This is a genomic window from Cupriavidus sp. AU9028, assembly GCF_019795295.1.
GTDB lineage: Bacteria > Pseudomonadota > Gammaproteobacteria > Burkholderiales > Burkholderiaceae > Cupriavidus.
Map to the genome: position 1 here is coordinate 155,083 of NZ_JAIMCG010000008.1, position 22,155 is coordinate 177,237.

General features: G+C 67.5%; 17 protein-coding genes. 13 read left to right on the forward strand and 4 right to left on the reverse strand.

The genetic code is table 11. The features are described from left to right. Positions 1-564 precede the first annotated feature (564 nt). The 7 genes from K6V06_RS11210 (at position 565) to K6V06_RS11240 (ending at position 8,085) form a co-directional block, all read left to right on the forward strand. Positions 565-2,205: an ABC transporter substrate-binding protein gene (locus K6V06_RS11210; RefSeq protein WP_222243541.1), complete on the forward strand. Its 1,641-nt coding sequence runs from the start codon at positions 565-567 to the stop codon at positions 2,203-2,205. Positions 2,206-2,315: 110 nt separating this feature from the next. Continuing rightward, entirely contained in the window at positions 2,316-3,266 is a 951-nt protein-coding gene (locus K6V06_RS11215) for an ABC transporter permease (RefSeq protein WP_222243349.1), read from the forward strand. A gap of 52 nt (positions 3,267-3,318) precedes the next feature. After that, a complete protein-coding gene (locus K6V06_RS11220; protein ID WP_222243543.1) occupies positions 3,319-4,218 on the forward strand; it encodes an ABC transporter permease in 900 nt (299 codons plus the stop codon). Continuing rightward, positions 4,215-5,351: an ABC transporter ATP-binding protein gene (locus K6V06_RS11225; RefSeq protein ID WP_304524123.1), complete on the forward strand. Its 1,137-nt coding sequence runs from the start codon at positions 4,215-4,217 to the stop codon at positions 5,349-5,351. Before K6V06_RS11220 ends, K6V06_RS11225 begins: the two co-directional genes overlap by 4 nt. Further along, positions 5,348-6,418, forward strand: a complete 1,071-nt coding sequence (locus K6V06_RS11230; protein WP_222243351.1) for an ABC transporter ATP-binding protein — start codon at positions 5,348-5,350, stop codon at positions 6,416-6,418. The genes K6V06_RS11225 and K6V06_RS11230 overlap by 4 nt, the downstream gene beginning before the upstream one ends. Before the next feature lie 57 nt (positions 6,419-6,475). After that, positions 6,476-7,666 (forward strand): amidase, encoded by a 1,191-nt coding sequence (locus tag K6V06_RS11235; protein ID WP_222243353.1) that lies wholly within the window; start codon positions 6,476-6,478, stop codon positions 7,664-7,666. Next, on the forward strand, positions 7,663-8,085 hold the full coding sequence (locus K6V06_RS11240) for a DUF3830 family protein (RefSeq protein ID WP_222243355.1): 423 nt from the start codon (positions 7,663-7,665) through the stop codon (positions 8,083-8,085). The genes K6V06_RS11235 and K6V06_RS11240 overlap by 4 nt, the downstream gene beginning before the upstream one ends. 46 nt (positions 8,086-8,131) lie before the next feature. Here K6V06_RS11240 and K6V06_RS11245 read toward each other — a convergent pair whose 3' ends face one another. The 3 genes from K6V06_RS11245 to K6V06_RS11255 form a co-directional block, all read right to left on the reverse strand. Next, the gene (locus K6V06_RS11245; RefSeq protein ID WP_222243357.1) at positions 8,132-9,745 is read right to left on the reverse strand and encodes a hypothetical protein; all 1,614 of its coding nucleotides are present in this window, start codon (positions 9,743-9,745) and stop codon (positions 8,132-8,134) included. A gap of 614 nt (positions 9,746-10,359) precedes the next feature. Further along, the gene (locus tag K6V06_RS11250) at positions 10,360-13,482 is read right to left on the reverse strand and encodes an efflux RND transporter permease subunit (protein WP_222243359.1); all 3,123 of its coding nucleotides are present in this window, start codon (positions 13,480-13,482) and stop codon (positions 10,360-10,362) included. 18 nt (positions 13,483-13,500) lie between these two features. Beyond that, a complete protein-coding gene (locus tag K6V06_RS11255; protein WP_255581772.1) occupies positions 13,501-14,607 on the reverse strand; it encodes an efflux RND transporter periplasmic adaptor subunit in 1,107 nt (368 codons plus the stop codon). Positions 14,608-14,994: 387 nt separating this feature from the next. Here K6V06_RS11255 and hpnC point away from each other — a divergent pair, with 387 nt between their 5' ends. From hpnC to K6V06_RS11275, 4 genes are read left to right on the forward strand one after another with little or no spacing between them, the layout of a single operon-like run. Continuing rightward, positions 14,995-15,885: a squalene synthase HpnC gene (gene hpnC, locus K6V06_RS11260; RefSeq protein ID WP_222243363.1), complete on the forward strand. Its 891-nt coding sequence runs from the start codon at positions 14,995-14,997 to the stop codon at positions 15,883-15,885. A gap of 25 nt (positions 15,886-15,910) precedes the next feature. Beyond that, on the forward strand, positions 15,911-16,747 hold the full coding sequence (hpnD, locus tag K6V06_RS11265; protein WP_222243365.1) for a presqualene diphosphate synthase HpnD: 837 nt from the start codon (positions 15,911-15,913) through the stop codon (positions 16,745-16,747). Beyond that, positions 16,720-18,153 (forward strand): hydroxysqualene dehydroxylase HpnE, encoded by a 1,434-nt coding sequence (gene hpnE, locus K6V06_RS11270; RefSeq protein WP_222243367.1) that lies wholly within the window; start codon positions 16,720-16,722, stop codon positions 18,151-18,153. The genes hpnD and hpnE overlap by 28 nt, the downstream gene beginning before the upstream one ends. Before the next feature lie 31 nt (positions 18,154-18,184). Beyond that, the gene (locus K6V06_RS11275; protein WP_222243369.1) at positions 18,185-19,471 is read left to right on the forward strand and encodes a Zn-dependent hydrolase; all 1,287 of its coding nucleotides are present in this window, start codon (positions 18,185-18,187) and stop codon (positions 19,469-19,471) included. A 42-nt stretch (positions 19,472-19,513) separates the two neighbouring features. On the opposite strand, the gene K6V06_RS11280 is transcribed toward K6V06_RS11275, so the two are convergent. Beyond that, complete coding sequence (locus tag K6V06_RS11280) at positions 19,514-19,876, reverse strand: hypothetical protein (protein ID WP_222243371.1); 363 nt, start codon at positions 19,874-19,876, stop codon at positions 19,514-19,516. A gap of 179 nt (positions 19,877-20,055) precedes the next feature. On the opposite strand from K6V06_RS11280, the gene ompR reads away from it, so the two are divergent. Together ompR and K6V06_RS11290 are read left to right on the forward strand one after the other, a co-directional pair. Next, a complete protein-coding gene (ompR, locus tag K6V06_RS11285) occupies positions 20,056-20,778 on the forward strand; it encodes a two-component system response regulator OmpR (protein WP_222243383.1) in 723 nt (240 codons plus the stop codon). 15 nt (positions 20,779-20,793) lie between these two features. Next, on the forward strand, positions 20,794-22,143 hold the full coding sequence (locus K6V06_RS11290) for an ATP-binding protein (RefSeq protein ID WP_222243385.1): 1,350 nt from the start codon (positions 20,794-20,796) through the stop codon (positions 22,141-22,143). The last annotated feature ends 12 nt before the right edge of the window (positions 22,144-22,155 follow it).

The following is a 22,155-nucleotide window of genomic DNA, read 5'->3' on the forward strand; positions in this document are numbered from 1 at the left end:
GATTGTAGCGCATGGCGCGGCGAGAATCCAGTGGCGTCGACTCGGGAGAACGTGGGGCATGGGGGGAGCCGCGCCGCCCCGATCTAGCCCGGCCGCCATTGCCCTGAAGGGCTACTGGCCCTCCCCTCCGCCATGCGTTCCCGCGCAGAGCGGGCCGCGACATGCACGCCTTCGTGCAGACCACCTCCATGGTGGTGCATGGCTTTCCCGTTCGTCCTTGCCGTTGAGGCACGTTGAGCAACCCGCTGCGACCCCGCTGCTGGTTCGCCCCGTGGTCCTCGGCTCCCGCAGCGCCCTCTCGCCTGTCTGCGCTGCCGCCCTCGCCCCCCGACTCCGCTCGCGTCGTGCCCGCGCCGGCTGCGGCGGCCTATCGCATTCCCGTATGCACCAATGCGGAGCCGTTTCTGCGTTTTTTCCATGGCACATCGATTGCTATTTCGCTTGCAAACGAATGGACGCCGATCCACGCAGGTTTCTCACCACAGGAGTCATGCAGTGAACCGCTTCGCTTCCGCTTTTGTCTCCCCGTCCGCTGCGAGTCCGCACGGCAACGCACAATGGGCGATGCCCGTGGCCGCGCTCTCGCTCGCGGCGCTGGCCGCGCTCTCCTGCTTGCCGGCCACCGCGCATGCGGAGAAGGTACTGCGCATCGGCATGACGGCGGCCGACATTCCTCGCACGCTCGGTCAGCCCGACCAGGGCTTCGAAGGCAACCGCTTTTCGGGCATCCCGATGTATGACGGCCTGACGCAATGGGATCTGTCGAATGCCAAGGGCCCGAGCCTGCTGATTCCGGGCCTGGCAACCGAGTGGAAGGTCGATCCGCAGGACAAGACCAAATGGGTGTTCAAGCTGCGACAGGGCGTTCGCTTCCATGATGGCTCGCCCCTGAACGCGGATGCGGTGGTCTGGAACGTGGGCAAGGTACTGGACAAGTCGGCGAAGCAATTCGACCCGAGCCAGGTGGGTGTCACCGCCTCTCGCATGCCGACGCTGCGCTCGGCCCGCAAGATCGACGACATGACGGTGGAGCTGACGACGTCCGAGCCGGACTCCTTCCTGCCGTACAACCTGACCAACCTGTTCATGGCGTCGCCGACGCATTGGGAGAAGAAGTTCGCGGCGGTCCCGGCTTCGGTCACCGATCCGGTGGAGCGCTCCAAGCAGGCATGGGTGGCATTTGCCGCCGATGCGTCGGGAACGGGGCCGTTCCGCATGACGCGCTTCGTGGCCCGCGAGCGGCTGGAAGTGGCCAAGAACGCCCAGTACTGGGACCCGAAGCGCGTACCGAAGATCGACAAGGTGGTGATGCTGCCGATGCCGGAGGCCAACGCGCGCACGGCGGCACTGTTGTCGGGCCAGGTGGACTGGATCGAAGCGCCGGCGCCGGACGCGGTGGCGCAGATCAAGAGTCGCGGCTTCGAGGTCTACGCCAACGCACAGCCGCACGTGTGGCCGTGGCAGCTGTCGTTCGCGCCGGGCTCGCCCTGGCTGGACAAGCGCGTGCGACAGGCCGCCAATCTTTGCGTGAACCGTGGCGGACTGAAGACGCTGCTGGGCGGCTATATGGCCGAAGCGAAGGGCATCGTCGAGGCTGGCAACCCCTGGTGGGGCAACCCCAAGTTCGACATCCGCCATGATCCTGCCGCCGGACGCAAGCTGATGCAGGAGGCTGGCTATTCCGCCGCCAAACCGCTGAAGGTCAAGGTGCAGGTGTCCGCGTCCGGCTCCGGCCAGATGCAGCCGCTGCCGATGAACGAGTATGTCCAGCAGAACATGAAGGAGTGCTTCATCGATGTCGACTTCGACGTGGTGGAGTGGAACACGCTGTTCACCAACTGGCGTATCGGCGCGAAGGACCCGAGCGCGCATGGGGCCAATGCGATCAATGTCAGTTTCGCGGCGATGGACCCGTTCTTCGCCATGGTGCGCTTCGTCAGCAGCAAGACGCAGCCGCCGGTGTCGAACAACTGGGGCTTCTTCAGCAATGCGGAGTTCGACAAGCTGATCGCGACGGCTCGCACGTCGTTCGACGAGAAGGGTCGCGATGCGGCGCTGGCGCAGCTGCATGCGCGCATCGTCGAGGAGGCACCCTTCGTGCTGATTGCGCATGACGTCGGCCCGCGCGCGATCTCGAAGAAGGTCAAGGGCGTCGTGCAGCCGCAAAGCTGGTTCATCGACATCGCGACGATGTCGATGGATTGACGGCTCGCCCCGTCTCACCGGTCGAGGTCCGCCGCGGATGGCGGCGAGCCTCGACTTCCGTGTTGCCTGTTCCAGGGCGTTACGCTGCCCCTACCTGACCTCGGCCTGCCATGTCCTATCTGCTGCGACGCGCGCTGTACGCCGTGCCGATCCTGCTCGGCGTCGCGCTGCTCTGCTTCTCGCTGGTGCATATCGCCCCCGGCGACCCCCTGGTGTCGGTGCTACCGCCCGACGCGTCGGAGGAACTGCGCCTGCAACTTGCTGCGCTGTACGGTTTCGACAAGCCCTTCGCCGAGCAATTCGTTCACTGGCTCGGCCGGGCGCTGCACGGCGACCTTGGCACCTCGATCGCGACCAGCCGGCCGGTGATGGCCGAGGTATCGACGGCGGTCGTCAATTCGGTTCGCCTCGCCCTTGTCGCCACGCTGATCGGCTTCGCCTTCGGCAGCCTGTTCGGCTTCGTCGCCGGCTATCTGCGCGACACGCCGATCGACCGCGCGGCCTCCTTCCTGTCGGTGTTCGGTGTCAGCATGCCGCACTACTGGCTTGGCATGGTGCTGGCCATCGTCTTCTCGGTGCTGCTCGGGTGGCTGCCTGCCACGGGCGCAGGCCCAGGAGGATCGAGCGACTGGCGGTGGGACTGGGAGCACGCGCAGTACATGCTGTTACCAGCGGTGACCATGTCGGTGATCCCGATGGGCATCGTCGCCCGTACGGTACGGGCGCTGGTCGCGGAGATCCTGTCCAACGAATTCATTGTCGGGCTGCGCGCGCGCGGCTTGTCGGAGTTTGCCGTCTTCCGCCACGTGGTGAAGAACGTGGCGCCGACCGCGCTGTCGGTGATGGGCCTGCAGCTCGGATATCTGCTCGGGGGCTCGATCCTGATCGAGACGGTGTTCGCCTGGCCCGGGACCGGTTTTCTGCTGAACTCGGCTATCTTCCAGCGCGACTTTCCGCTGCTGCAGGGAACCATCCTGGTGCTGGCGGTGTTCTTCGTGCTGCTCAATCTGCTGGTCGATGCGCTGCAGACGGTATTCGATCCGCGCATCCAGCGCAACTAGGAGTCAGACGATGCAAGCCACTCATCCTCCGGCGCCTGCCGTCCCGGCTTCGATGTCGTCGCCGCCAACGCAAGCCCCGCTGCAACCACAGGCCAATGTGAGGATACAGCGCTCACCCGGCTACTGGTCCACGGTCGGGCGCCGTCTGCTCCGCAATCGCCTGGCCATGCTGGCCGCCCTGGTGCTGCTTGCGCTGATCGGGATGGCGGTGTTCGCACCGCTGCTGATGCCGGCCGATCCTTACGCCTCGTCGATTCTCAAGCGGCTCAAACCGCTGGGCACGGAGGGCTTTGCGCTGGGCACGGACGAACTTGGTCGGGACATGCTGTCACGCCTGATCCTGGGCGCCCGGCTGTCGCTGTTCATGGGCATCGCGCCCGTGCTGATTGCCTTCGTCATCGGCAGCGCGCTCGGCATCCTGGCCGGCTACGCCGGGGGCTTCGTCAACACGGCCATCATGCGGGTGGTCGACGTGTTCTACGCCTTTCCGTCCGTGCTGCTGGCGATCGCGCTGTCGGGCACGCTGGGTGCGGGCGTGGGCAACGCGCTGCTGTCGCTGACCATCGTCTTCGTACCGCAGATCGTGCGCGTGGCGGAGAGCGTTACGACGCAGGTGCGGAATCGCGAGTTCGTCGACGCCGCGCGGGCCTCCGGCGCGTCGGCATTGACCATCGTACGGGTCCACGTGCTCAACAACGTGCTGGGGCCGATCTTCGTCTACGCGACCAGCCTGATTTCGGTATCGATGATCCTGGCATCCGGGCTGTCCTTCCTCGGGCTCGGGGTCAAGCCGCCCGAGCCGGAATGGGGGCTGATGCTCAATACGCTGCGCACGGCGATCTATAGCCAGCCGGTGGTCGCCGCGCTGCCCGGCGCGATGATCTTCCTGACCTCGATCTCGTTCAATCTGCTGGCGGACGGCATCCGCTCGGCGATGGAGATCAAGGAATGAGCGCCACCGTCACCGAGGAAACTGCCATGCTGCAACCCGAATTGGATCGCGATATCGGCGGCCCTGCCCAACCGCTGGTGATCGCGCGCGACCTGGTAAAGCACTTCCCGCTCAAGAACGGCATGCCCGCCCTGCCCTGGCGACCCAAGGCCGGCGGCACGGTGGTGCGGGCGGTCGACGGCATCAGCTTCGAGGTACGCAAGGGCGAGACGCTGGGCGTAGTGGGCGAATCGGGGTGCGGCAAGTCGACCACGGCTAGGTTGCTGATGCAGTTGCTGCGGCAGGACACTGGCGAGCTGATCTTCGACGCGCAGGGCGTCGGCTCGCACCAGTTGCCGATGAAGCGATTCCGCAGCCAGGTGCAGATGGTGTTCCAGGACAGCTATTCCTCGCTGAACCCGCGCCTGACCATCGAGGAGTCGATTGCCTTCACGCCGCGGGTGCACGGCGTACCGGCGCGCGAGGCCACGGAGCGTGCGCGGTATCTGCTTTCGCGCGTGGGACTGGAGCCCGCGCGCTTCGCCGGCCGTTATCCGCACGAACTGTCGGGCGGCCAGCGACAACGCGTCAATATCGCTCGTGCGCTGGTCCTGCGGCCGCGACTCGTGATCCTGGACGAGGCCGTGTCGGCGCTGGACAAATCGGTCGAAGCGCAGGTGCTGAATCTGCTGATGGACCTGAAGGCGGAGTTCGACCTGACCTACGTCTTCATCAGCCATGACCTGAACGTGGTGCGGTATCTGTGCGACCGCGTGATGGTGATGTATCTGGGCAAGGTGGTGGAGATCGGCGACACCGAGGCGATCTACCGCAACCCCGCCCACCCGTATACCCGGGCGCTGCTCGCCTCGATGCCATCGATGGATCCGGACCACCGGACCGAGACGGCGCCGCTGGCAGGCGATCCCCCCAATCCGATCGATCCACCTCCCGGGTGCAGCTTCCATCCGCGCTGCGCCTTCGCCGAGCCGGTCTGCACGCGGCGCATGCCCGTGCTGACCGATACCGTGGCAGGACATCCGGTCGCCTGTCTGATGGCCGATCCCGCCGGTGGCCACGGCCAGCGCATGCCGCCGATGCCGCACGCGCTCACGCAGCGCCCCGTCGACCTTTCCCAGGAGATCTGCTTGTGACAGCCGAACCCAATCTCGCCGTCCCAACCCGGTCGCACGCCCCGGCACCGAAGGCGATCTCGGTGCGGGATCTCCATGTCGCCTTCCGCGGCGGCGGCAAGACCATTCGCGCGGTCAACGGCGTTTCGCTCGACGTCGGCGCCGGCGAAGCGGTCGCGCTGATTGGCGAATCCGGATCGGGCAAGAGCGTGACGTTGCGCGCGCTGATGCGGCTGCATCCTCCGCGCCGTACCGAGATCCAGGGGGATATCCGGATCGAGGGCGAAGATTTGATGCGCCTGGACGCCCGTGGTCTGGCGAAGCTGCGCGGCGGCAAGATCGCGATGGTGTTTCAGGAACCGCTGCTCGCGCTCGATCCCGTCTATACCGTCGGTCAGCAGATCGTCGAATCGATCCGGGCCCATGCCGCGGTTTCTCCAGCGCAGGCCCGCGAACAGGCCTTGCGGTCGCTGCAGGCGGTGCGGATTCCCAGCCCCGAGCGGCGGCTTTCCGCCTATCCGCACGAAATGTCCGGCGGCATGCGGCAGCGGGCGATGATTGCGCTCGCCCTTGCGCCGAATCCCCGCATCCTGCTGGCGGACGAGCCGACCACCGCGCTGGATGCAACGGTGCAGATTCAGGTGTTGATCCTGCTGCGCGAACTGCAACGTGACCTCGGTCTGGCCATCGTCTTCGTCACCCACGACATCGGCGCCGCGGTGGAGATCGCCGATCGCGTCGCAGTGATGTACGGGGGTCGGATCGTCGAGGAAGCGCCGATCGGCACGCTGATGCGCGACGCGCGTCACCCCTATACCGTCGCGCTGCTCAACAGCCGCCAGCATGGCATGGAGAAGGGGGCGCGCTTGCAGACCATCCCCGGCGCGCCGCCCGACCTGTCCGCGCTGCCCCCAGGGTGCAGCTTCGCGGCCCGTTGCGCACACGCGCGCCCCGAGTGCCTGGGCGACACCCCCCCGACGATCGACCTGGGCGGGGGTCACCGGGTGGCATGCGTCCTGGCCGAGGGCGCGGCTGCTCGGCCCAGCCTCGACGTGTCGAATACCGAGCCGAATTTCGCCGCCGCCTGACGCCACCCGGCTTGCCCGCGCCTTTTTTTCCACGCTTCCCGCTACCGATCCGCTCACATGGCCCTTGCCACTCACCCGTCCCGGGCATTCATGCCCTACCCCTTCGTCGCCGTGCCGCACGCCGCCGATGGCCCTCTGCAGGGCTTGCGCTTCGCCGTCAAGGATCTGTTCGACGTCGAAGGCTATCCCACCGGTGGCGGCAATCCGCATGTCCTCGCGCGCTCGGGCATCCGCAGCTCGACCGCGCCGGTGGTGCGGCAGCTGCTCGACGCCGGTGCCGAACTGGTCGGCAAGACGCACACCGATGAACTGGCGTTCTCGATGAACGGAAAGAACGCCCACTATGGCGCCCCGGTCAACGGTGCGGCACCCGAACGGATCTGCGGCGGCTCCTCGTCCGGGTCCGCCTCCGCCGTGTCCCATGGTCTATGCGATTTCGCCCTGGGTACCGATACCGGCGGCTCGGTCCGGGCGCCCGCCAACCATTGCGGACTGTTCGGGATTCGCCCCACCCATGGGCGGATCTCGCTCGATCGGTGCCTGCCACTGTGCGACAGTCTGGACACCTGCGGCTACTTCGCCAGCGAGGCCGACGTCTTCGCGCGGGTGTCCGACGTGCTGCTCGTCGCCGACAAGATGCCACTGCCGCCGACGCCGCGATTGCTGCTGGCCGAGGACGTGTTCGCGCTGTGCCTGCCGGAGGCGCGAGACGCGCTGGTCCCGGCGCTGGGACGCGTGCAGGCAGCGCTTGGCCCGGCCTTGCCCGTGCGGGCGGCAGACCGCTCCTTCGAGGAGCTTTACTGGGCCTTCCGCTATGTGCAGGGTTGGGAAGCGTGGCGCAGTGACGGCGCGCTGATCGAATCGCATGGCCTGCAGCTCGGCGCTGACGTTGCGGCAAGGTTCGCCTTCTCCAAGGGCGTCAGCGAAGGGCAATACCGGGAATCGACAGCGGTGCGGCGAGGCTTCACCGCGCATCTTGCCGCCCTGCTCGGCAGCGACGGCGTGCTGGTGATGCCATCGATGCCGGACATCGCGCCGCTCGCCGAGGCCAGCGGCGACGCGCTCGAAACCTACCGCAACATGTCCGTGCAGATGCTGTGCCTAGCCGGGTTGTCTGGCTTTCCGCAGATCAGCCTGCCCCTCGCCGCGCGCGATGGCGCTCCCCTCGGCATCTCCCTGCTCGGCCCCGCGGGCAGCGACCGCTCGCTGGTCGCGCTCGCCGAGCGCATCCTCAAGGTACACGCATGACCCGTATTCGCATCACTGCAGGCGGCTATCGCTTCGTCGCCGAAACCCATCCTGATGCACCCGCAACCGTCGCCGCATTCCTCACTCTGCTGCCCTACCGGCAGAAGCTGATTCATGTACGCTGGAGCGGCGAAGGCTGCTGGATTCCACTGGGCGACTATCAGCTCGGCGTCGGTTTCGAGAACCACACCAGCCACCCGTCTGTCGGCGACATCCTCTTCTACCCTGGCGGCTACAGCGAGACCGAGATCATTCTGGCGTACGGCAGCTGCTGCTTCGCCAGCAAGATGGGGCAGCTTGCCGGCAACCACTTTCTGACGGTGGTGGAAGGCAAGGAACAGCTGCGCGCCCTGGGAACAAAGGTGTTGTGGGAAGGCGCGCAGGAGGTGGTGTTCGAACTGGAGGACAGCGGCGGTTAGGGAGAATTGGCCGGACAGGTCGGGGGGCGACGGGAAGCGGGCCCGTCTAGGGCTTGTCGAGGTCGTCGGCGGCAACAAGGACCGAGCAAACAACAACTTCGCCCGCCTGCACCGTGCCTTTTCTACCGACGATGACTTCCCCGCTCACCACGACGGATGAAAGCGGGCGATGCAGGACTGTCTCGGCGCCCGTTGAGGATACCAGCGCCCTGGCAGTACGGCGCAGCTCACTGCGCACCGAAACTCTGCCCTCCGGTAACGATTGGCAAAGATAGCCCTGCTCCCCGCCTTCTGCCTCGCAATCCAGACGGTGAGCCGCCCCCAGCCATCCGTGCAATCGCGGCGCGTCTGATTGGGAGGCCAGCGCGGTTGCAAGCGTTGGCCCGAATGTGGTGGTCAGCCGCGCCCACATTGCTTCGTCGAACACCCCATCGACTCGGCAGCATTGCGCGAGATTGGCAAGCAGGTGAAGCACAGCATCGACCGCCTCACGGGGTGCCTGGGTCAGGTGGATGCGGCTTGTGACAGGGCCGGCCGGTGAAGCCTGCGGCTCGATCGCGTAGCTGTGTGCAGCCGTCTCGTAGCCATCCCAGTCCTGCTTTCGCAGGTTCACATCCCAGCCCCGTACCGTGCTTGAAAGCAGCACGGCTAGCAGTGACGAAGGAATAGGAAGCGCGGACAACCGAACAGCGAGCGGTTCGTCGTGGTGAGTCAGGAGCACGCAATCGACCTGCTCTTCGGCGGCCGTGCCGGTCATCAGCGACTGCTCCCACTGCGCGGCCGGGACAGAGCGGTAATCCATCACCGCGCGCCGCGCCCGACCCTCTACGGCAACAAGGCAGCCAACGTTGACAAGGCGCGTCAGCTGCACCACGCCAGACTCGCGAACAACGGAGATGCCATACATCTTTCCTCTTGCCCCCTCGCCCCGGCCCTGGGCGCGGACGATCTGAAATTCGGTGCACAGGATATGAAAGGCCGCAGCCAGGACCGCGATCATGTCAAGCAGGCTTTGCCGGACCTCCAGCGTCGAGGCAGCCTGCAGCTGCGAGGAGAAACTTTCCGGTCCGACCCTTTCCAGAAGATCATGCATTTCGTGGACGGCATCGGCATTCTGGAGGAAGGCAGTGAGGCGTTGCCGCGCCTGCGGCTCCAGGCGCCGCGCTTCGGACCGCAGACACTCCCGCAGGACGTGGGCAGCGGCATGTGTAACGCGATGGAATGGAAGGGAACGTGGTAACTGCAGGGCGAACTGCAGCGATCTCAACACCAAAGCCTGCATCTTTGCCGTGAACTGCGTCCAGTCCCTTTCCTCGGCGAGAAGCGCCGCGCTCAGAACGCGGACCTGCTCGATCTCGCGGCACCGATCACGCACCGTCTCCGGCAGAACCGGGCACCTGCCCATCGCCGTCAGTTCCCGCTGCGCAATCCTGTGGGGCCACCTGATCAGATGCATGACGATGAAGTCGCCGACCAGATCGAGTTGCGCCTCGAACTGAGGGCGTAACTCGTTGTCCTCAAGCGCCCGCAGCGTATCAACGGCGTCCTCGAAGCAGCGCATCGACGCGTCGTCGAAAGTAGACAGCAGGTCTACGACCGCGGCAAGGACGGGATGTTGCTCGCTTGCTGCACGCGCCTGATTGGATTCGGTCTGTTGCACTGCACCGTGCGCAGCGGCGTCCTGCGCCTCGCGCCAGCCATCAGATCCGAGATTGAGGCCAGCAAGGCCGTCGGGCGCCGGACCACCTTGCCGCGCCTCCGTTCCAGCCAGAGATCCGGTCGCCCCCCGCTGCGTTATAAAGGAGGGAGCCGCCACTGAGTCCGAACGGATGGCTGGCGCCTTCCCTTGTGGGGAGGCCGATGGGTGGCGCTCCTGGCCGGCGGACCGCCTGCGCCTACCATGGCAAGGCCAACGGAACAGCAGATCGACCACGCGCCCCCAGCACTTGCATAGCGCGACCTTGAAGCGGACCCAAAGCCCGGCTTCCTGTCGCAACCCGCCCAAGAGCGGAACGTGGGCCTCCTTCCTGTCGGCATAGGCGAGCGGATTGGATGCATCAGGTACAACGCGAATGGCAAGCTTGTGCATGATGGCGCGGATCTCGGCTTGGTTGGATGCCCGTCGCGCTCGTGAAGCGCGCGGGAGCAAACTGCATGCGATCCCGCAAGCCTAGCTATCGTCGACCTGCTTGCCTTTCAATTACCTGCGCTGAAAACCGGTACCGATCCATACCGTGCTTGGGCGCCACGCTCGCGTCGGGACCACCCCTCGCATCATCCCGCCATCACCGCCGTCCCCCTCTCCGGCCGCCGCACCCGGAACCAGGCCGCATACAAGGCCGGCAGGAACAGCAGCGTCAACACCGTCGCCACGATCAGCCCGCCCATGATCGCCACGGCCATCGGCCCCCAGAAGGTCGAGCGCGACAAGGGAATCATCGCCAGCACGGCGGCGGCGGCCGTCAGCACGATCGGGCGGCAGCGGCGCACCGCCGCTTCCACGATGGCGGTCCACTGCGGCACGCCAGCCCGCACGTCCTGCTCGATCTGATCGACCAGGATTACCGAGTTGCGGATGATCATGCCGACCAGCGCGGTGATCCCCAGCTGGGCGACGAATCCCATCGGCGCGTTCAGCAGCAGCAGCGTTGCCGCGGCGCCGATCAGCCCCAGCGGCCCGGTCAGGAACACCATCACGGACCGGGAAAAGCTGTGCAACTGCAGCATCAGCAGCGTGAAGATCAGGAACACGCATAGCGGCAGCTGCGCGGCGATCGATGCACCGGCCTTGCCGCTCTCTTCTTCCGCCCCGGCAACGGTAATCAGGTAGCCGGGCGGCAGGTCGGCGCGCAGCTTGTCCAGCTGCGGGTCCAGCTGCGCCGTGACGGTCGGGCCCTGGACGCCGTCCACCACGTCCGCCTGCACGGTGACGCCGAAATCGCGGTTCTCGCGCCAGACGATGCCCGGTTCGGAGCGCACGTCGATGCGGGCCAGCTGCGTCAGCGGCACCACGGTGCCCTGGCTGGTCGGCACCTGGACATTGCGCAGGTCAGTCATGGCGTCGCGCTCGTCGAGCGGGGCGCGCATCACGATATCGATCAGCTTGTCGCCGTCGCGGTACTCGGCGACGGGCGCGCCGGTCATCACCGTCTGCGTGACCCGCGCGATCGCATCGGTGGTCACGCCCAGCGCGCGTGCCTTGTCCTGGTCGATCTCCAGGCGCAGCACCTTGATGTTCTCGTTCCAGTTGTCATTGACGCCGACGGTGTTGGGGTTCGCGCTCATGATCTCCCGTACCTGGTCGGCGATCCTGCGCACGCCGGCGGCATCGGGACCGATGACGCGGAACTGGACCGGGTAGGCGACCGGCGGCCCGTTCGGCAACAGCTTGACCCGGCCGCGCAACTGCGGGAACTGTTCTGCGAGCAGCGCGACGATGCGCAGCCGCAGGCGCTCCCGCACCTCGAGATCGACCGGCAACACGATCAGCTGCGCCACATTGCTCTGCGGGAAGATCTGGTCCAGCGGCAGATAGAAGCGCGGCGCGCCGGTACCGACGAAGGTGGTAATGCTGGCCACGTCGCGGGCGACATCGGGGTCGCCGCGCAGCGCGGCTTCGAAGCGCTTCGCCTCCTGCTCGGTCTGCGCGATGCTGGCGCCTTCGGGCAGCCACATCTCCACCATCAGCTCGGGCCGGCTGGAATCGGGAAAGAACTGCTTCTGCACGAAGCGGAACGAGAAGATGCCGAGGACGAAAGTCGCCAGCGTGACCAGGATCACGGTCTTGCGCCACTCCACGCACCAGTCCACCAGGCGCCGGAAGCGTGCATAGAACGGCGTGTCGAACACTTCGTGATGGCAGCCGTCGCCGCTGCGCGTCTTCAGCAGCAGATAGCCAAGATAGGGCGTGAAATAGACCGCGGCGAACCACGACAGCACCAGCGCGAGCGCGGTGACGGCGAAGATGGCGAAGGTGTACTCGCCCACCGTGGACCGTGCGAGGCCGACCGGCAGGAAGCCGGCGGCGGTGATCAGCGTGCCGGTCAGCATCGGCATCGCGGTGGAGGTGTAGGCAAAGGTCGCCGCCTCCATCCGCGACAACCCTTCTTCCAGCTTGCGCACCATCATTTCGACCGCGATGATGGCGTCGTCGACCAGCAGCCCCAGCGCGATGATCAGCGCGCCAAGCGATACCTTGTGCAGGCCGATGTCGAAGATGTTCATGAAGAGGAAGGTCACCGCGAGTACCAGCGGAATGGTCAGCGCGACCACCAGCCCCGGACGGACGTCGAGCCGCAGCGGGCGCGTATGCAGCCCGAGCGAGACGAAGCTGACCGCCAGCACGATCACCACGGCCTCGATCAGCACCTTGACGAACTCGTTGACCGAGCGCGTGACCGCCTGCGGCTGATCCTGGACCTGCTCCATCTCGATGCCGACTGGCAAGTTGCGGCGCAGCCTCTCCGCCTCGGCACGCAGCTGTTCGCCGAGTTCGATGATGTCGCCGCCCCGCTCCATCGAGATGCCCAGCCCGATCACATCCTTGCCGTTGAAGCGCATGCGCGGCGCAGGCGGATCGACATAGCCGCGATACACCCTGGCGATGTCGCCGAGGCGGATATTGGCGGCGCCATTGGGGCCGCGCAGCGCGATGTTGCGCAGATCGTCGACATTGGCGAACTGCCCGCTGACGCGTACCTGCACGTTGTCGGTGGGCGTGATCAGCACGCCGCTGGCGGCGAGGTCGTTCTGCTGGTGGATCTGGTCGGCAATTGCGTTCAGGTCCAGCCCCAGCTGCGCGAGCCGGCCCTGGTGGAACTCGATATAGATCTTTTCATCCTGCAGACCGATCAGCGACACCTTGGCGACCGAGGGCACGCGCAGCAGCTGCTGGCGCACCAGGTCCGCATACTCGCGCAGCTCCTTGTAGGTGAACCCATCCGCCGACAGCGCGTAGATGGTGCCGTAGACATCGCCGAACTCGTCGTTGAAGAACGGCCCCTGCACGCCAGACGGGAGCGTCGAGGCGATATCGCCGATCTTCTTGCGGACGGTGTACCAGATCTGCGCGGTCTCCCTGGCGGGGGCGTCGTCGCGCAGCTGGAAGATGATGGTGGTTTCGCCCGGCTTGGAGAAGCTGCGAATCTTGTCGGCATAGGGAACCTCCTGCAGCTGCCGCTCCATCTTGTCGGTGACCTGCAGGGCGATCTGTTCGGCGGTGGCGCCGGGCCAGTACGCCTGCACCACCATGACGCGAAAGGTGAACGGCGGGTCCTCGTCCTGGCCGAGCTGGAAGAACGCCAGCAGCCCGCCCAGCAGCAGCACCACCAGCAGATATCGGGTCAGCGGCTGGTGCTCCAGGGCCCAGCGCGACAGATTGAAACGCGAATGCTCCATGGGCGCCCCTGGACCTCGTCAGCCGCGCGCAGCGGAAGCCGCCGGGGCCTGCAGCGGCCGGACCTTTTGTCCGGGCTTGAGCAGATGCACGCCCGCGGTAACGATGGTCTGGCCCGGGCGCAGGCCGCTCGTCACTGCCATGTCGTTGCCCAGCGGCTCGCCCAGCTTTACCTCGACGGGCTGCACGGTACCGCTGGCGCCTTCGTAGACCCACACCAGGTTGCGGCCGCCCTGTTGCAGCAAGGCGGTCAGCGGGACCCGCACGCCCTGCTGCTGGCCGGGCCGCTGGAAGGTAACCGCGGCGGTCATGCCGAACTTGAGCTCGGCCGGCGCCTCCGGCAGCGAGATGCGCGCGGCGTAGGTGCGGGTGACCGGATCGGCCGCGGCGGCAATCTCGCGCACCCGCCCCGCCATCACTCGCTCGGGGCTGGCCCAGGTGCGGACGGTGACATCGCGCACGCTGCGCAGCCAGTCCACCTGATCCTCGGGCAGGCCGATCGCGACTTCCTTCTCCGCCGTCTGTGCCACGCGCACGACCGGTTGCCCCGCGCTGACCACCTGGCCCACTTCGGCCTCGATGGCGGTGACCACGCCATCGGCATCGGCCTGCAACACCGCGTACTGGGTCTGGTTGCGCTGCTCGCGCAGCGCGGCCTCGGCCTGCCGCAGGCGGGCGGCGGCGGCCTCGAGATTCGACTCTCGCCGGTTGTGCTCCGCGGCGCTGATGAAGCCCTTGTGATACAGGTCCGTGTAACGCCGCAGGTCGGCTGCAGCCAGATCCCGATCGGTACGAGCAGCCTCGTACTGTGCCCTTGCCCCGGTCTCCGCCAGCGCCAGGTCGGCGGGGTCCAGCCTGGCGAGCGGCTGGCCGCGGCGCACCGGCGCGCCGGCATCGACCAGGCGCGCGGCGATCTTCCCGCCCACACGGAAGCCCAGGCGCGATTCGATGCGCGGGCGGATCTCGCCAGAATATTCATAGGCCGCCGCTCCGGCCGCCGCTTGCAGCTGCATCAGCCGGACCGGCCGCACCACGTCGACCTGTTCAGGTTCGCGCCCGCATCCGGCCAGCAGCATCGCGGCGAGCAGCAGCATGAGGGCGAACGGCGCACGCGGCCAGGTCAGCATGGGACGCGGGGACAGGAAGGACGCAGGACGAAGGGCGGGAAACGCGCCGGCCGGCACGTCGGGCCTGGAGAGAGGCACTGGCATCGGGTGATCGAGATCGGGTCCACAACAGCCCGCGGCAGCGAACAAGGCGGGCAGCCTAACAGCCTGGAATCGGGGTTGCGCCAGCCTGCAGCGCCATGCCGGGTCGACTGGTCGCGCTCGCCTCGGGCAGCGCAACCGGGCGACTCCCCTCCTCAAGGAGGGAATAAATAACCCGCGGGTCAGTAACCCGACGGTCAGTAATATATCCACGCATCATGAGTGCGTCAAACACGACGCGACGGGCGGCAGAAACGCGGCGTCAAACGGTGCTGGCCGGGAGGCGAGCATGGTTTAATCCGGCCCATGCCAGCCCACCCTTCCCGCCCCGGCGCCACGCTCGATGCCGATGCACCGGTCACGCACTATGAGAACTTTCCTGTCGCCAGCCTGTTGCTGCCGGCAAGGTTGCGACGGCCGGTGGCGGTGATCTATCACTTTGCACGCACCGCCGACGATATTGCCGACGAGGGGGACGCGGCGCCCCCGGAAAGATTGGCGGCACTGGACGCGCTGGAGCAGGGATTGCACCGCATTGCTGCCGGCGCCGACCCCGGCGTGCCGTTGCTGCAGGCGCTGCAACGTGTGGTGGGCGACCATGCGCTGCCCCTCGCGCCCTTTCATTGCCTGCTGCAGGCGTTCCGCCAGGACGTGCTGTTCCGCCCCCATCCCGACTGGGACAGCCTGCTCGACTATTCGAGCCGCTCGGCCAACCCGGTGGGTCATCTGATGCTGCATCTGTACGGCACGGCCACCCCGGAACGCATCCTGCTGGCGGACCGCATCTGCACCGGACTGCAACTGGTCAACTTCTGGCAGGACGTGGCGATCGACCATGCACGGGGCCGCGTCTATCTCCCGGCCGACATGATGGCCAGGCACGGCGTCACCGAGGCGCAACTGGGCGAAGAACGGTGCGACGGGCGCTGGCGGGCCCTGCTGGCAGACCTCGTAAGCCGCACAAGGGCAATGCTACAATCCGGCGCTTCGCTCGCGCTGACGCTGCCCGCCGGACTGGAGCCACGTATCGGCTGGGAACTGCGCCTGGTAGTGCAAGGCGGTCTGCGCATCCTCGAACGGATCGAGGCGGCCGGCTACGACGTGTTCCGGCGCCGCCCGACGCTCGGTGCCGCCGACTGGGCGCTGCTGCTCTGGCGCGCCGCACGCATGCGCAAGCCGAACGAGCCCGATCATTGAGCCCCACCTCTCTCGCGAGACCGGCGTGACGCCCGACCAGTATTGCCAGGAGAAAGCCGCGCAAAGCGGCTCCAGCTTCTACTACAGTTTCCTGTTCCTGCCGCCCGAGCGCCGCCGCGCCATCACCGCGCTGTATGCCTGGTGCCGCGAGGTGGACGACGTGGCCGACGAGAATCATGACCTCGCCCTCGCGCAACAGCAGTTGCTGTGGTGGCGGGCCGAACTGCAACGCCTGTTCGCCGGCGATCCCACCCATCCCACCACACGCGCGCTGCAGCCGCATCTGGCTCCCTGCGGTTTGACGCTGCCGATGCTGGCCGAAGTGCTGGACGGCATGGAGATGGACCTGACGCAGACGCGCTATCTGGACGAGATCGCGCTGGACCGCTACTGCCATTGCGTGGCCGGCGTGGTCGGCACCATGAGCGCGCGCATCTTCGGCTACCGCAATCCGGCCACGCTGGAATTCGCCGAGAAGCTCGGCCGCTCGCTGCAACTGGTCAACATCGTGCGGGACGTCGGCGAGGATGCCCGGCGCGGGCGCATCTACCTGCCGGTCAACGTATTGCAGCGCTTCCAGGTTCCGGCCGCCGACATCCTGCAGGGCCGGCACTCGGAGCGCTTCGTCGCCCTGATGCAATACCAGGCCGAACGGGCGCGCACGCTCTATCGGGAAGCGCTGGCCGTGCTGCCGCCCGAGGACCGCCGTGCGCAGCGGGCCGGCCTGGTGATGGGCGCGATCTACCAGACGCTGCTCGACGAGGTCGAAGCGAGCGATTTCCAGGTCTTGAATCAGCGCATCTCGCTGACGCCGCTGCGCAAGCTGTGGATCGCATGGAAGACGTGGATGCGCAACGGTTAGCGCCGTTGCCCGACAGCGACGTCGCGATCGTCGGCGGGGGCTGGGCCGGCATGGCCGCGGCGCTCGAACTGGCCCAGGCAGGCCACCGCGTGCAGGTGTTCGAGGCCGGGCCGGTGCTCGGCGGCCGGGCCCGCCGCGTGGCCCTCACCCATGCCGATATGGCGGGGCCCCTGGACAACGGCCAGCATCTGCTGCTGGGCGCCTACCGGCACACCCTGGCGCTGATGCGCCGCGCCGGGATCGATCCGGAGCGCGCGCTGGTGCGCTTGCCGCTGCAACTGTGCTACCCGGATGGCTGGAATCTGTGCGCGCCGCGTCTGCCGGCGCCATGGCATCTGCTCGGCCTCGCCCTGCGGGCGCAAGGTCCGACGCTGGCCGAACGCCTCGGCCTCGCGCGTCAGCTGCTGCCCTTGCGACGCGCATCGAACAAGCACCAGGGACAACCGCACGACACCGTGAGCCAGTGGCTCGATGCTTGGCCAGCAGAGGCCGCGGGCCCTGGCCAGGGAGAAGACTCGCTCTGGCGCAGGCTCTGGGAGCCGCTGTGCGTGGCGGCAATGAACACGCCGGCCAATGAAGCCGACGCGGCGGTGTTCCGCCGGGTCCTGGCCGACGCGCTGTTCGGGCAGGACGGCGACAGCGACATGCTGATTCCCGCGCGGGATCTCAGTGCGCTGTTTCCTGAAGCCGCGGCGGAGGTCGTCCGCCGCGCGGGCGGCGCCGTCAGCACCGGCAGCGCCGTGCGCGGCTTCGCGGCCAGCGCCGACGGGTGGTCCATCGATACCGCACGCGGCCGTCATCGCAGCCGCGCTTTGGTCGTCGCCACGGCCCCACAGCAGGCGGCGCGTCTGCTGGCGGCGACCGGCCTTGCGGGCACCCAGGCCGCGGCGGCCATGCTCGCGGACTGGCGCTACGCGCCCATCGTCACGGTCCATGTGAACGTTGGCGGGCTGCGGCTGCCGCGTCCGTTCCTGGCGCTCTCCACGGGCGACGACCTGGGCCAGTTCGTGTTCGATCGCGCGGCACTGGCCCAGATCGCACCGGGCTGCGACAATGTATGGTCCGTCGTCATCAGCGCCGCCGACGATGCGGTCACGCTGGCGCAGGACGAACTGGCGCGGCGCGTCCGCGACCAGCTCGCGCGTCAGCTCCGGACCTGCGTGCCCGACGCCGGCACGCTGCGCGCGGACCGTGGCCACTTCGTCGTCGCCGAGAAGCGCGCGACCTTCCGCTGCGTGCCCGGCCTGCCGCGTCCGCACAACAACATCGGCGTGGCCGGTCTTGCGCTGGCGGGCGACTATACCGCCGGACCCTATCCCGCCACCATCGAGGCGGCGATGCGCAGCGGCAGCGCCGCCGCCAGGCTGCTGACCGACGCGGCGCCGGCGCGCGGACGACATTCCTGATTCCTCCTTCACCCGAACCAACCCCTGCCAGATGCAAACCAGTCCGACTTCCTCCCTTGGCCAGACCATTCTCGATCACGCCGCATCGCTCGCCCGCTTCTCCGACATGGAGGGCGGCCTGACCTGCGCCTTCCTGACGCCGGCGCACCGGGCCGCCGCGGCCGAGCTGGCCCAACGGATGAGGGACGCCGGCATGCAGGTTCGCGTCGACGCGATCGGCAACGTGATTGGCCGCTATGCCGCCGCGGGCGACGCGCCGCTCGACCCCAAGGGCCAGCCGCGCGTCCTGATGACCGGCTCGCATTTCGACACCGTGCGCAATGGCGGCCGCTACGACGGGCGGCTTGGCATCCTGCTGCCGATCGCGGTGGTTGCCGAGCTGAACCGTGCCGGCGTGCGCCTGCCCTACCATCTGGACGTGGTGGCCTTCGCCGAGGAGGAAGGGCTGCGCTTCAAGACCAGCTTCCTGGCCAGCAGCGTGCTGGCCGGGCGCTTCAACCCGGACCTGCTGGCGCGCACCGACGCCGACGGCGTGACGCTGGCACAGGCACTGGCCGATGCGAAACTGGCGGGCGGCGGCGAGCTTGCCGCACTGCAGGCGGCGGCGGTCGACCCGGCTACCCTGCTCGGCTTCGTCGAAGTGCATATCGAGCAGGGACCGGTGCTGCTGCACCACGAGCTGCCGCTTGGCATCGTTACCCAGATTGCTGGCAGCAGCCGCTTCCAGGTACGGGTGACAGGACTGGCGAGCCATGCCGGCACCACACCGATGACGATGCGCAAGGACGCCGCGGCGGCGGCGGCTGAAATGGTGCTGCTGGTCGAATCGCGCTGCGGGCAGGCGCCGACGCTGGTGGGCACGGTCGGTCAGTTCACCGTGCCGGACGGCTCCAGCAACGTGATCCCGGCCGCCTGCCACTTTTCGATGGATATCCGCGCCGGCGACGATGCGCTGCGCGAGGCCGCCATCGCCGATATCGTGGCGGGCATCGAGGCGATCGCGCAGCGGCGCGGCGTGCGCGCCGAGGTGGAACGGGTGCCGCCGGTCAACAACGCGCCTTGCGCGAGCTGGCTGCGCGATCAGTTCGCCGCGGTGCTGACCAAGCGCGGGCTGCCCGCGTTCGAGTTGCCCTCGGGCGCCGGCCACGACGCGATGATGATGCATCGGATCACCGATGTCGCGATGCTGTTCGTCCGCTGCGGCAACGGCGGCATCAGCCACAATCCGCTGGAGACCATCACGGCGGAAGATGCGCAACTGGCGGCGGAAGTGTTCGTCGACTTCTTGCGGCACTTCCGCCCGAAGCAGGAGGACTGAGGGACCGCGAGAAAGGCAGGCCGGGTGGTCGGGACCGGCAGCCTAGCCGCCGTGGTACATTTCCCGGCCAAGCTCGTACAGGCTCTGGCGCAGCCGGCGGCGCTCCTCGGCCGACAGGCCGCCGCGTTGCGACCGGCCGGCGTCCCGCTCGGCGCGATAGCGCAGGGCGCGGGCCCGCGCCTCGCGCTGCGTAGCGGCACGCTTGGGCACGACCCGGTCGCGCTCCTGGCGGGCGACGCCATCAGGGGCGCGCCCCGTCCGTCCGTGCCCCTGCATCAGCGCGCTGACACCGGGCGACTGCGCCCAGGCCACTCCGTGGCAGCACAGCAGGAAAAGAACGCCGGCGATGCGGCGTTTCGCACGGCCGAAACGATGGGGAGACTGCCGGTCGGTATTCGGTTTCATCGATAATGTCATGCCCGTCCTCGCACGGACGCGCCCTCGGAACGACCAGGGTGCGCCTGCCGTGACGCAGGCGCAGTGTAATCGCACCTGACAACGCGGCCTGGGCGCGAGCGCAGTAACCGTTGTAACCTTTTGTTAAGCCGTTTCGCCCCCCTTCGGGACTCGTTAAGATTAGCGCCATGGAAAATACCAGCCACAAGATTCTCGTCGTGGACGACGACCCTCGTCTGCGCGACCTGCTGCGCCGCTATCTGGGCGAGCAGGGTTTCACCGTGCTGGTGGCGGAGAACGCCACCGCCATGAACAAGCTCTGGCTGCGCGAACGCTTCGACCTGCTGGTGCTCGACCTGATGATGCCCGGGGAAGACGGGTTGTCGATCTGCCGGCGGTTGCGCGGTGCCAACGACCAGACCCCGATCATCATGCTGACGGCCAAGGGCGAGGATGTGGACCGCATCGTCGGCCTGGAGATGGGCGCCGACGATTACCTGCCCAAGCCGTTCAATCCGCGCGAGCTGATCGCGCGGATCCACGCCGTGCTGCGCCGCAAGGGCCCGGCCGAAGTGCCGGGCGCGCCGTCGGAAACGCCGGAGACCTTTGCCTTCGGCGACTTCGTGCTGAACCTGGCGACCCGTACGCTGAGCAAGAACGACGAGGAAATCACCCTGACCACCGGCGAGTTCTCGGTGCTGAAGGTGTTCGCCCGCCATCCCCGCCAGCCGCTGTCGCGCGAGAAGCTGATGGAAATGGCGCGGGGACGCGAGTACGAAGTATTCGACCGCAGTCTGGACGTGCAGATCTCGCGGCTGCGCAAGCTGATCGAGCCCGATCCGAGCAACCCCCGCTTTATCCAGACCGTCTGGGGCCTGGGTTACGTGTTCATCCCGGACGGCGTCAAGTAAGGCACGGCGGTCGAGGTGCCGACACGTATCAAGCGCACAGCCACGCGCTTCTTCGGTTCGCTGTTCTGGCGAACCTTCATGCTGATCGCGCTGTTGCTGGCCATCTCGCTGGGCATCTGGTTTCAGAGCTACCGGCTGTTCGAACGCGCCCCGCGTGCCCAGCAGATCGCCATGCAGGTGGTCAGCGTGGTCAAGCTGACGCGCGCCGCCCTGCTTTACTCGGACCCCGCCCGGCGCCGCTTCCTGCTGCTCGACCTGGTGCAGAATGAAGGCATCAAGGTCTATCCGCGCGAGCGGGACGACGACTTCACCACGCCCACCGCCAATCCCTTCCTGACCCAGCTGGTGCAGCAGGAGATCCGCGAGCGGTTGGGCGGCGATACGGTGATCGCCACCACGGTCAACGATATCCCGGGCGTCTGGGTCAGCTTCGAGATCGAGGGGGACGACTACTGGGTGGCGATCAGCCCCGAGCGCTTCGAACGGGTGCCGGGCCTGCAATGGCTGTGGTGGACGGTGGCCGCGGTGCTGCTGTCGATCTTCGGCGCGGCCTTCATCACCGCGCGGGTCAACCGGCCGCTGAAGCGGCTCGCGGACGCGGCCCGCGCCATCGGCGCCGGCGGCGCACCGCCGCCGCTACCCGAGCACGGCGCCAGCGAGGTGGCGCAGGCCAATCACAGCTTCAACCAGATGGTGCGCGACCTGCGCCAGGTGGACGATGACCGGCTGGTGATGCTGGCGGGGATCTCGCACGACCTGCGCACGCCGCTGACCCGGCTGCGGCTGGAAACGGAGATGTCCCCGGTGGACGACTGCACGCGCGAGGCGATGATCACCGACATCGAGCAGATGGACGCGATCATCGGGCAGTTCCTCAACTACGCGCGCCCCACCCAGGACAGCAGCGAACCGGTCGACCTGACCGCCGTGGTCAAGGACGCGGTGAACGTCTATGCCGCCCACGACGACGTGCGCATCGACGTGCGCGCCAACGGGCCGGTACTGGCGCTCGCCAACCGGATGGAAGTGCGGCGGATCCTGGACAATCTGGTGGAGAACGCCAGGCGCTACGCCAAGAATCCGGAAACCGGCATTGCCCAGGTCGAGATCACCACGCGCTGCCATGACCGCGAGTCGGTGCTGGTGGTGGCCGACCGCGGCGCCGGGGTACCCGAATCGCAGTTGCCGTTGCTGACCCGTCCCTTCTACCGGCTCGATGCGGCCCGCAGCGAAGCGAAGGGCGCGGGGCTTGGCATGTCGATCGTCAACCGGATCATGCAGCGCAACGGCGGCCGTCTGCTGCTGACGAACCGGCCGCCGCCCGGCAGTGGCCTGATCGTCAGCGCATGCTTCAGAAAGGCATGACCCTGCGCCTCG

Coding starts and splice junctions, on each gene's coding strand:
- ompR (WP_222243383.1), top strand. CDS start 20,056: ATGGAAAATACCAGCCACAAGATTCTCGTCGTGGACGACGACCCTCGT.
- K6V06_RS11215 (WP_222243349.1), top strand. CDS start 2,316: ATGTCCTATCTGCTGCGACGCGCGCTGTACGCCGTGCCGATCCTGCTC.
- K6V06_RS11220 (WP_222243543.1), top strand. CDS start 3,319: ATGTCGTCGCCGCCAACGCAAGCCCCGCTGCAACCACAGGCCAATGTG.
- hpnC (WP_222243363.1), top strand. CDS start 14,995: ATGCCAGCCCACCCTTCCCGCCCCGGCGCCACGCTCGATGCCGATGCA.
- K6V06_RS11275 (WP_222243369.1), top strand. CDS start 18,185: ATGCAAACCAGTCCGACTTCCTCCCTTGGCCAGACCATTCTCGATCAC.
- K6V06_RS11280 (WP_222243371.1), bottom strand. CDS start 19,876: ATGAAACCGAATACCGACCGGCAGTCTCCCCATCGTTTCGGCCGTGCG.
- K6V06_RS11225 (WP_304524123.1), top strand. CDS start 4,215: ATGAGCGCCACCGTCACCGAGGAAACTGCCATGCTGCAACCCGAATTG.
- K6V06_RS11255 (WP_255581772.1), bottom strand. CDS start 14,607: ATGCTGACCTGGCCGCGTGCGCCGTTCGCCCTCATGCTGCTGCTCGCC.
- K6V06_RS11235 (WP_222243353.1), top strand. CDS start 6,476: ATGGCCCTTGCCACTCACCCGTCCCGGGCATTCATGCCCTACCCCTTC.
- K6V06_RS11250 (WP_222243359.1), bottom strand. CDS start 13,482: ATGGAGCATTCGCGTTTCAATCTGTCGCGCTGGGCCCTGGAGCACCAG.
- K6V06_RS11210 (WP_222243541.1), top strand. CDS start 565: ATGCCCGTGGCCGCGCTCTCGCTCGCGGCGCTGGCCGCGCTCTCCTGC.
- hpnE (WP_222243367.1), top strand. CDS start 16,720: ATGGAAGACGTGGATGCGCAACGGTTAGCGCCGTTGCCCGACAGCGAC.
- K6V06_RS11240 (WP_222243355.1), top strand. CDS start 7,663: ATGACCCGTATTCGCATCACTGCAGGCGGCTATCGCTTCGTCGCCGAA.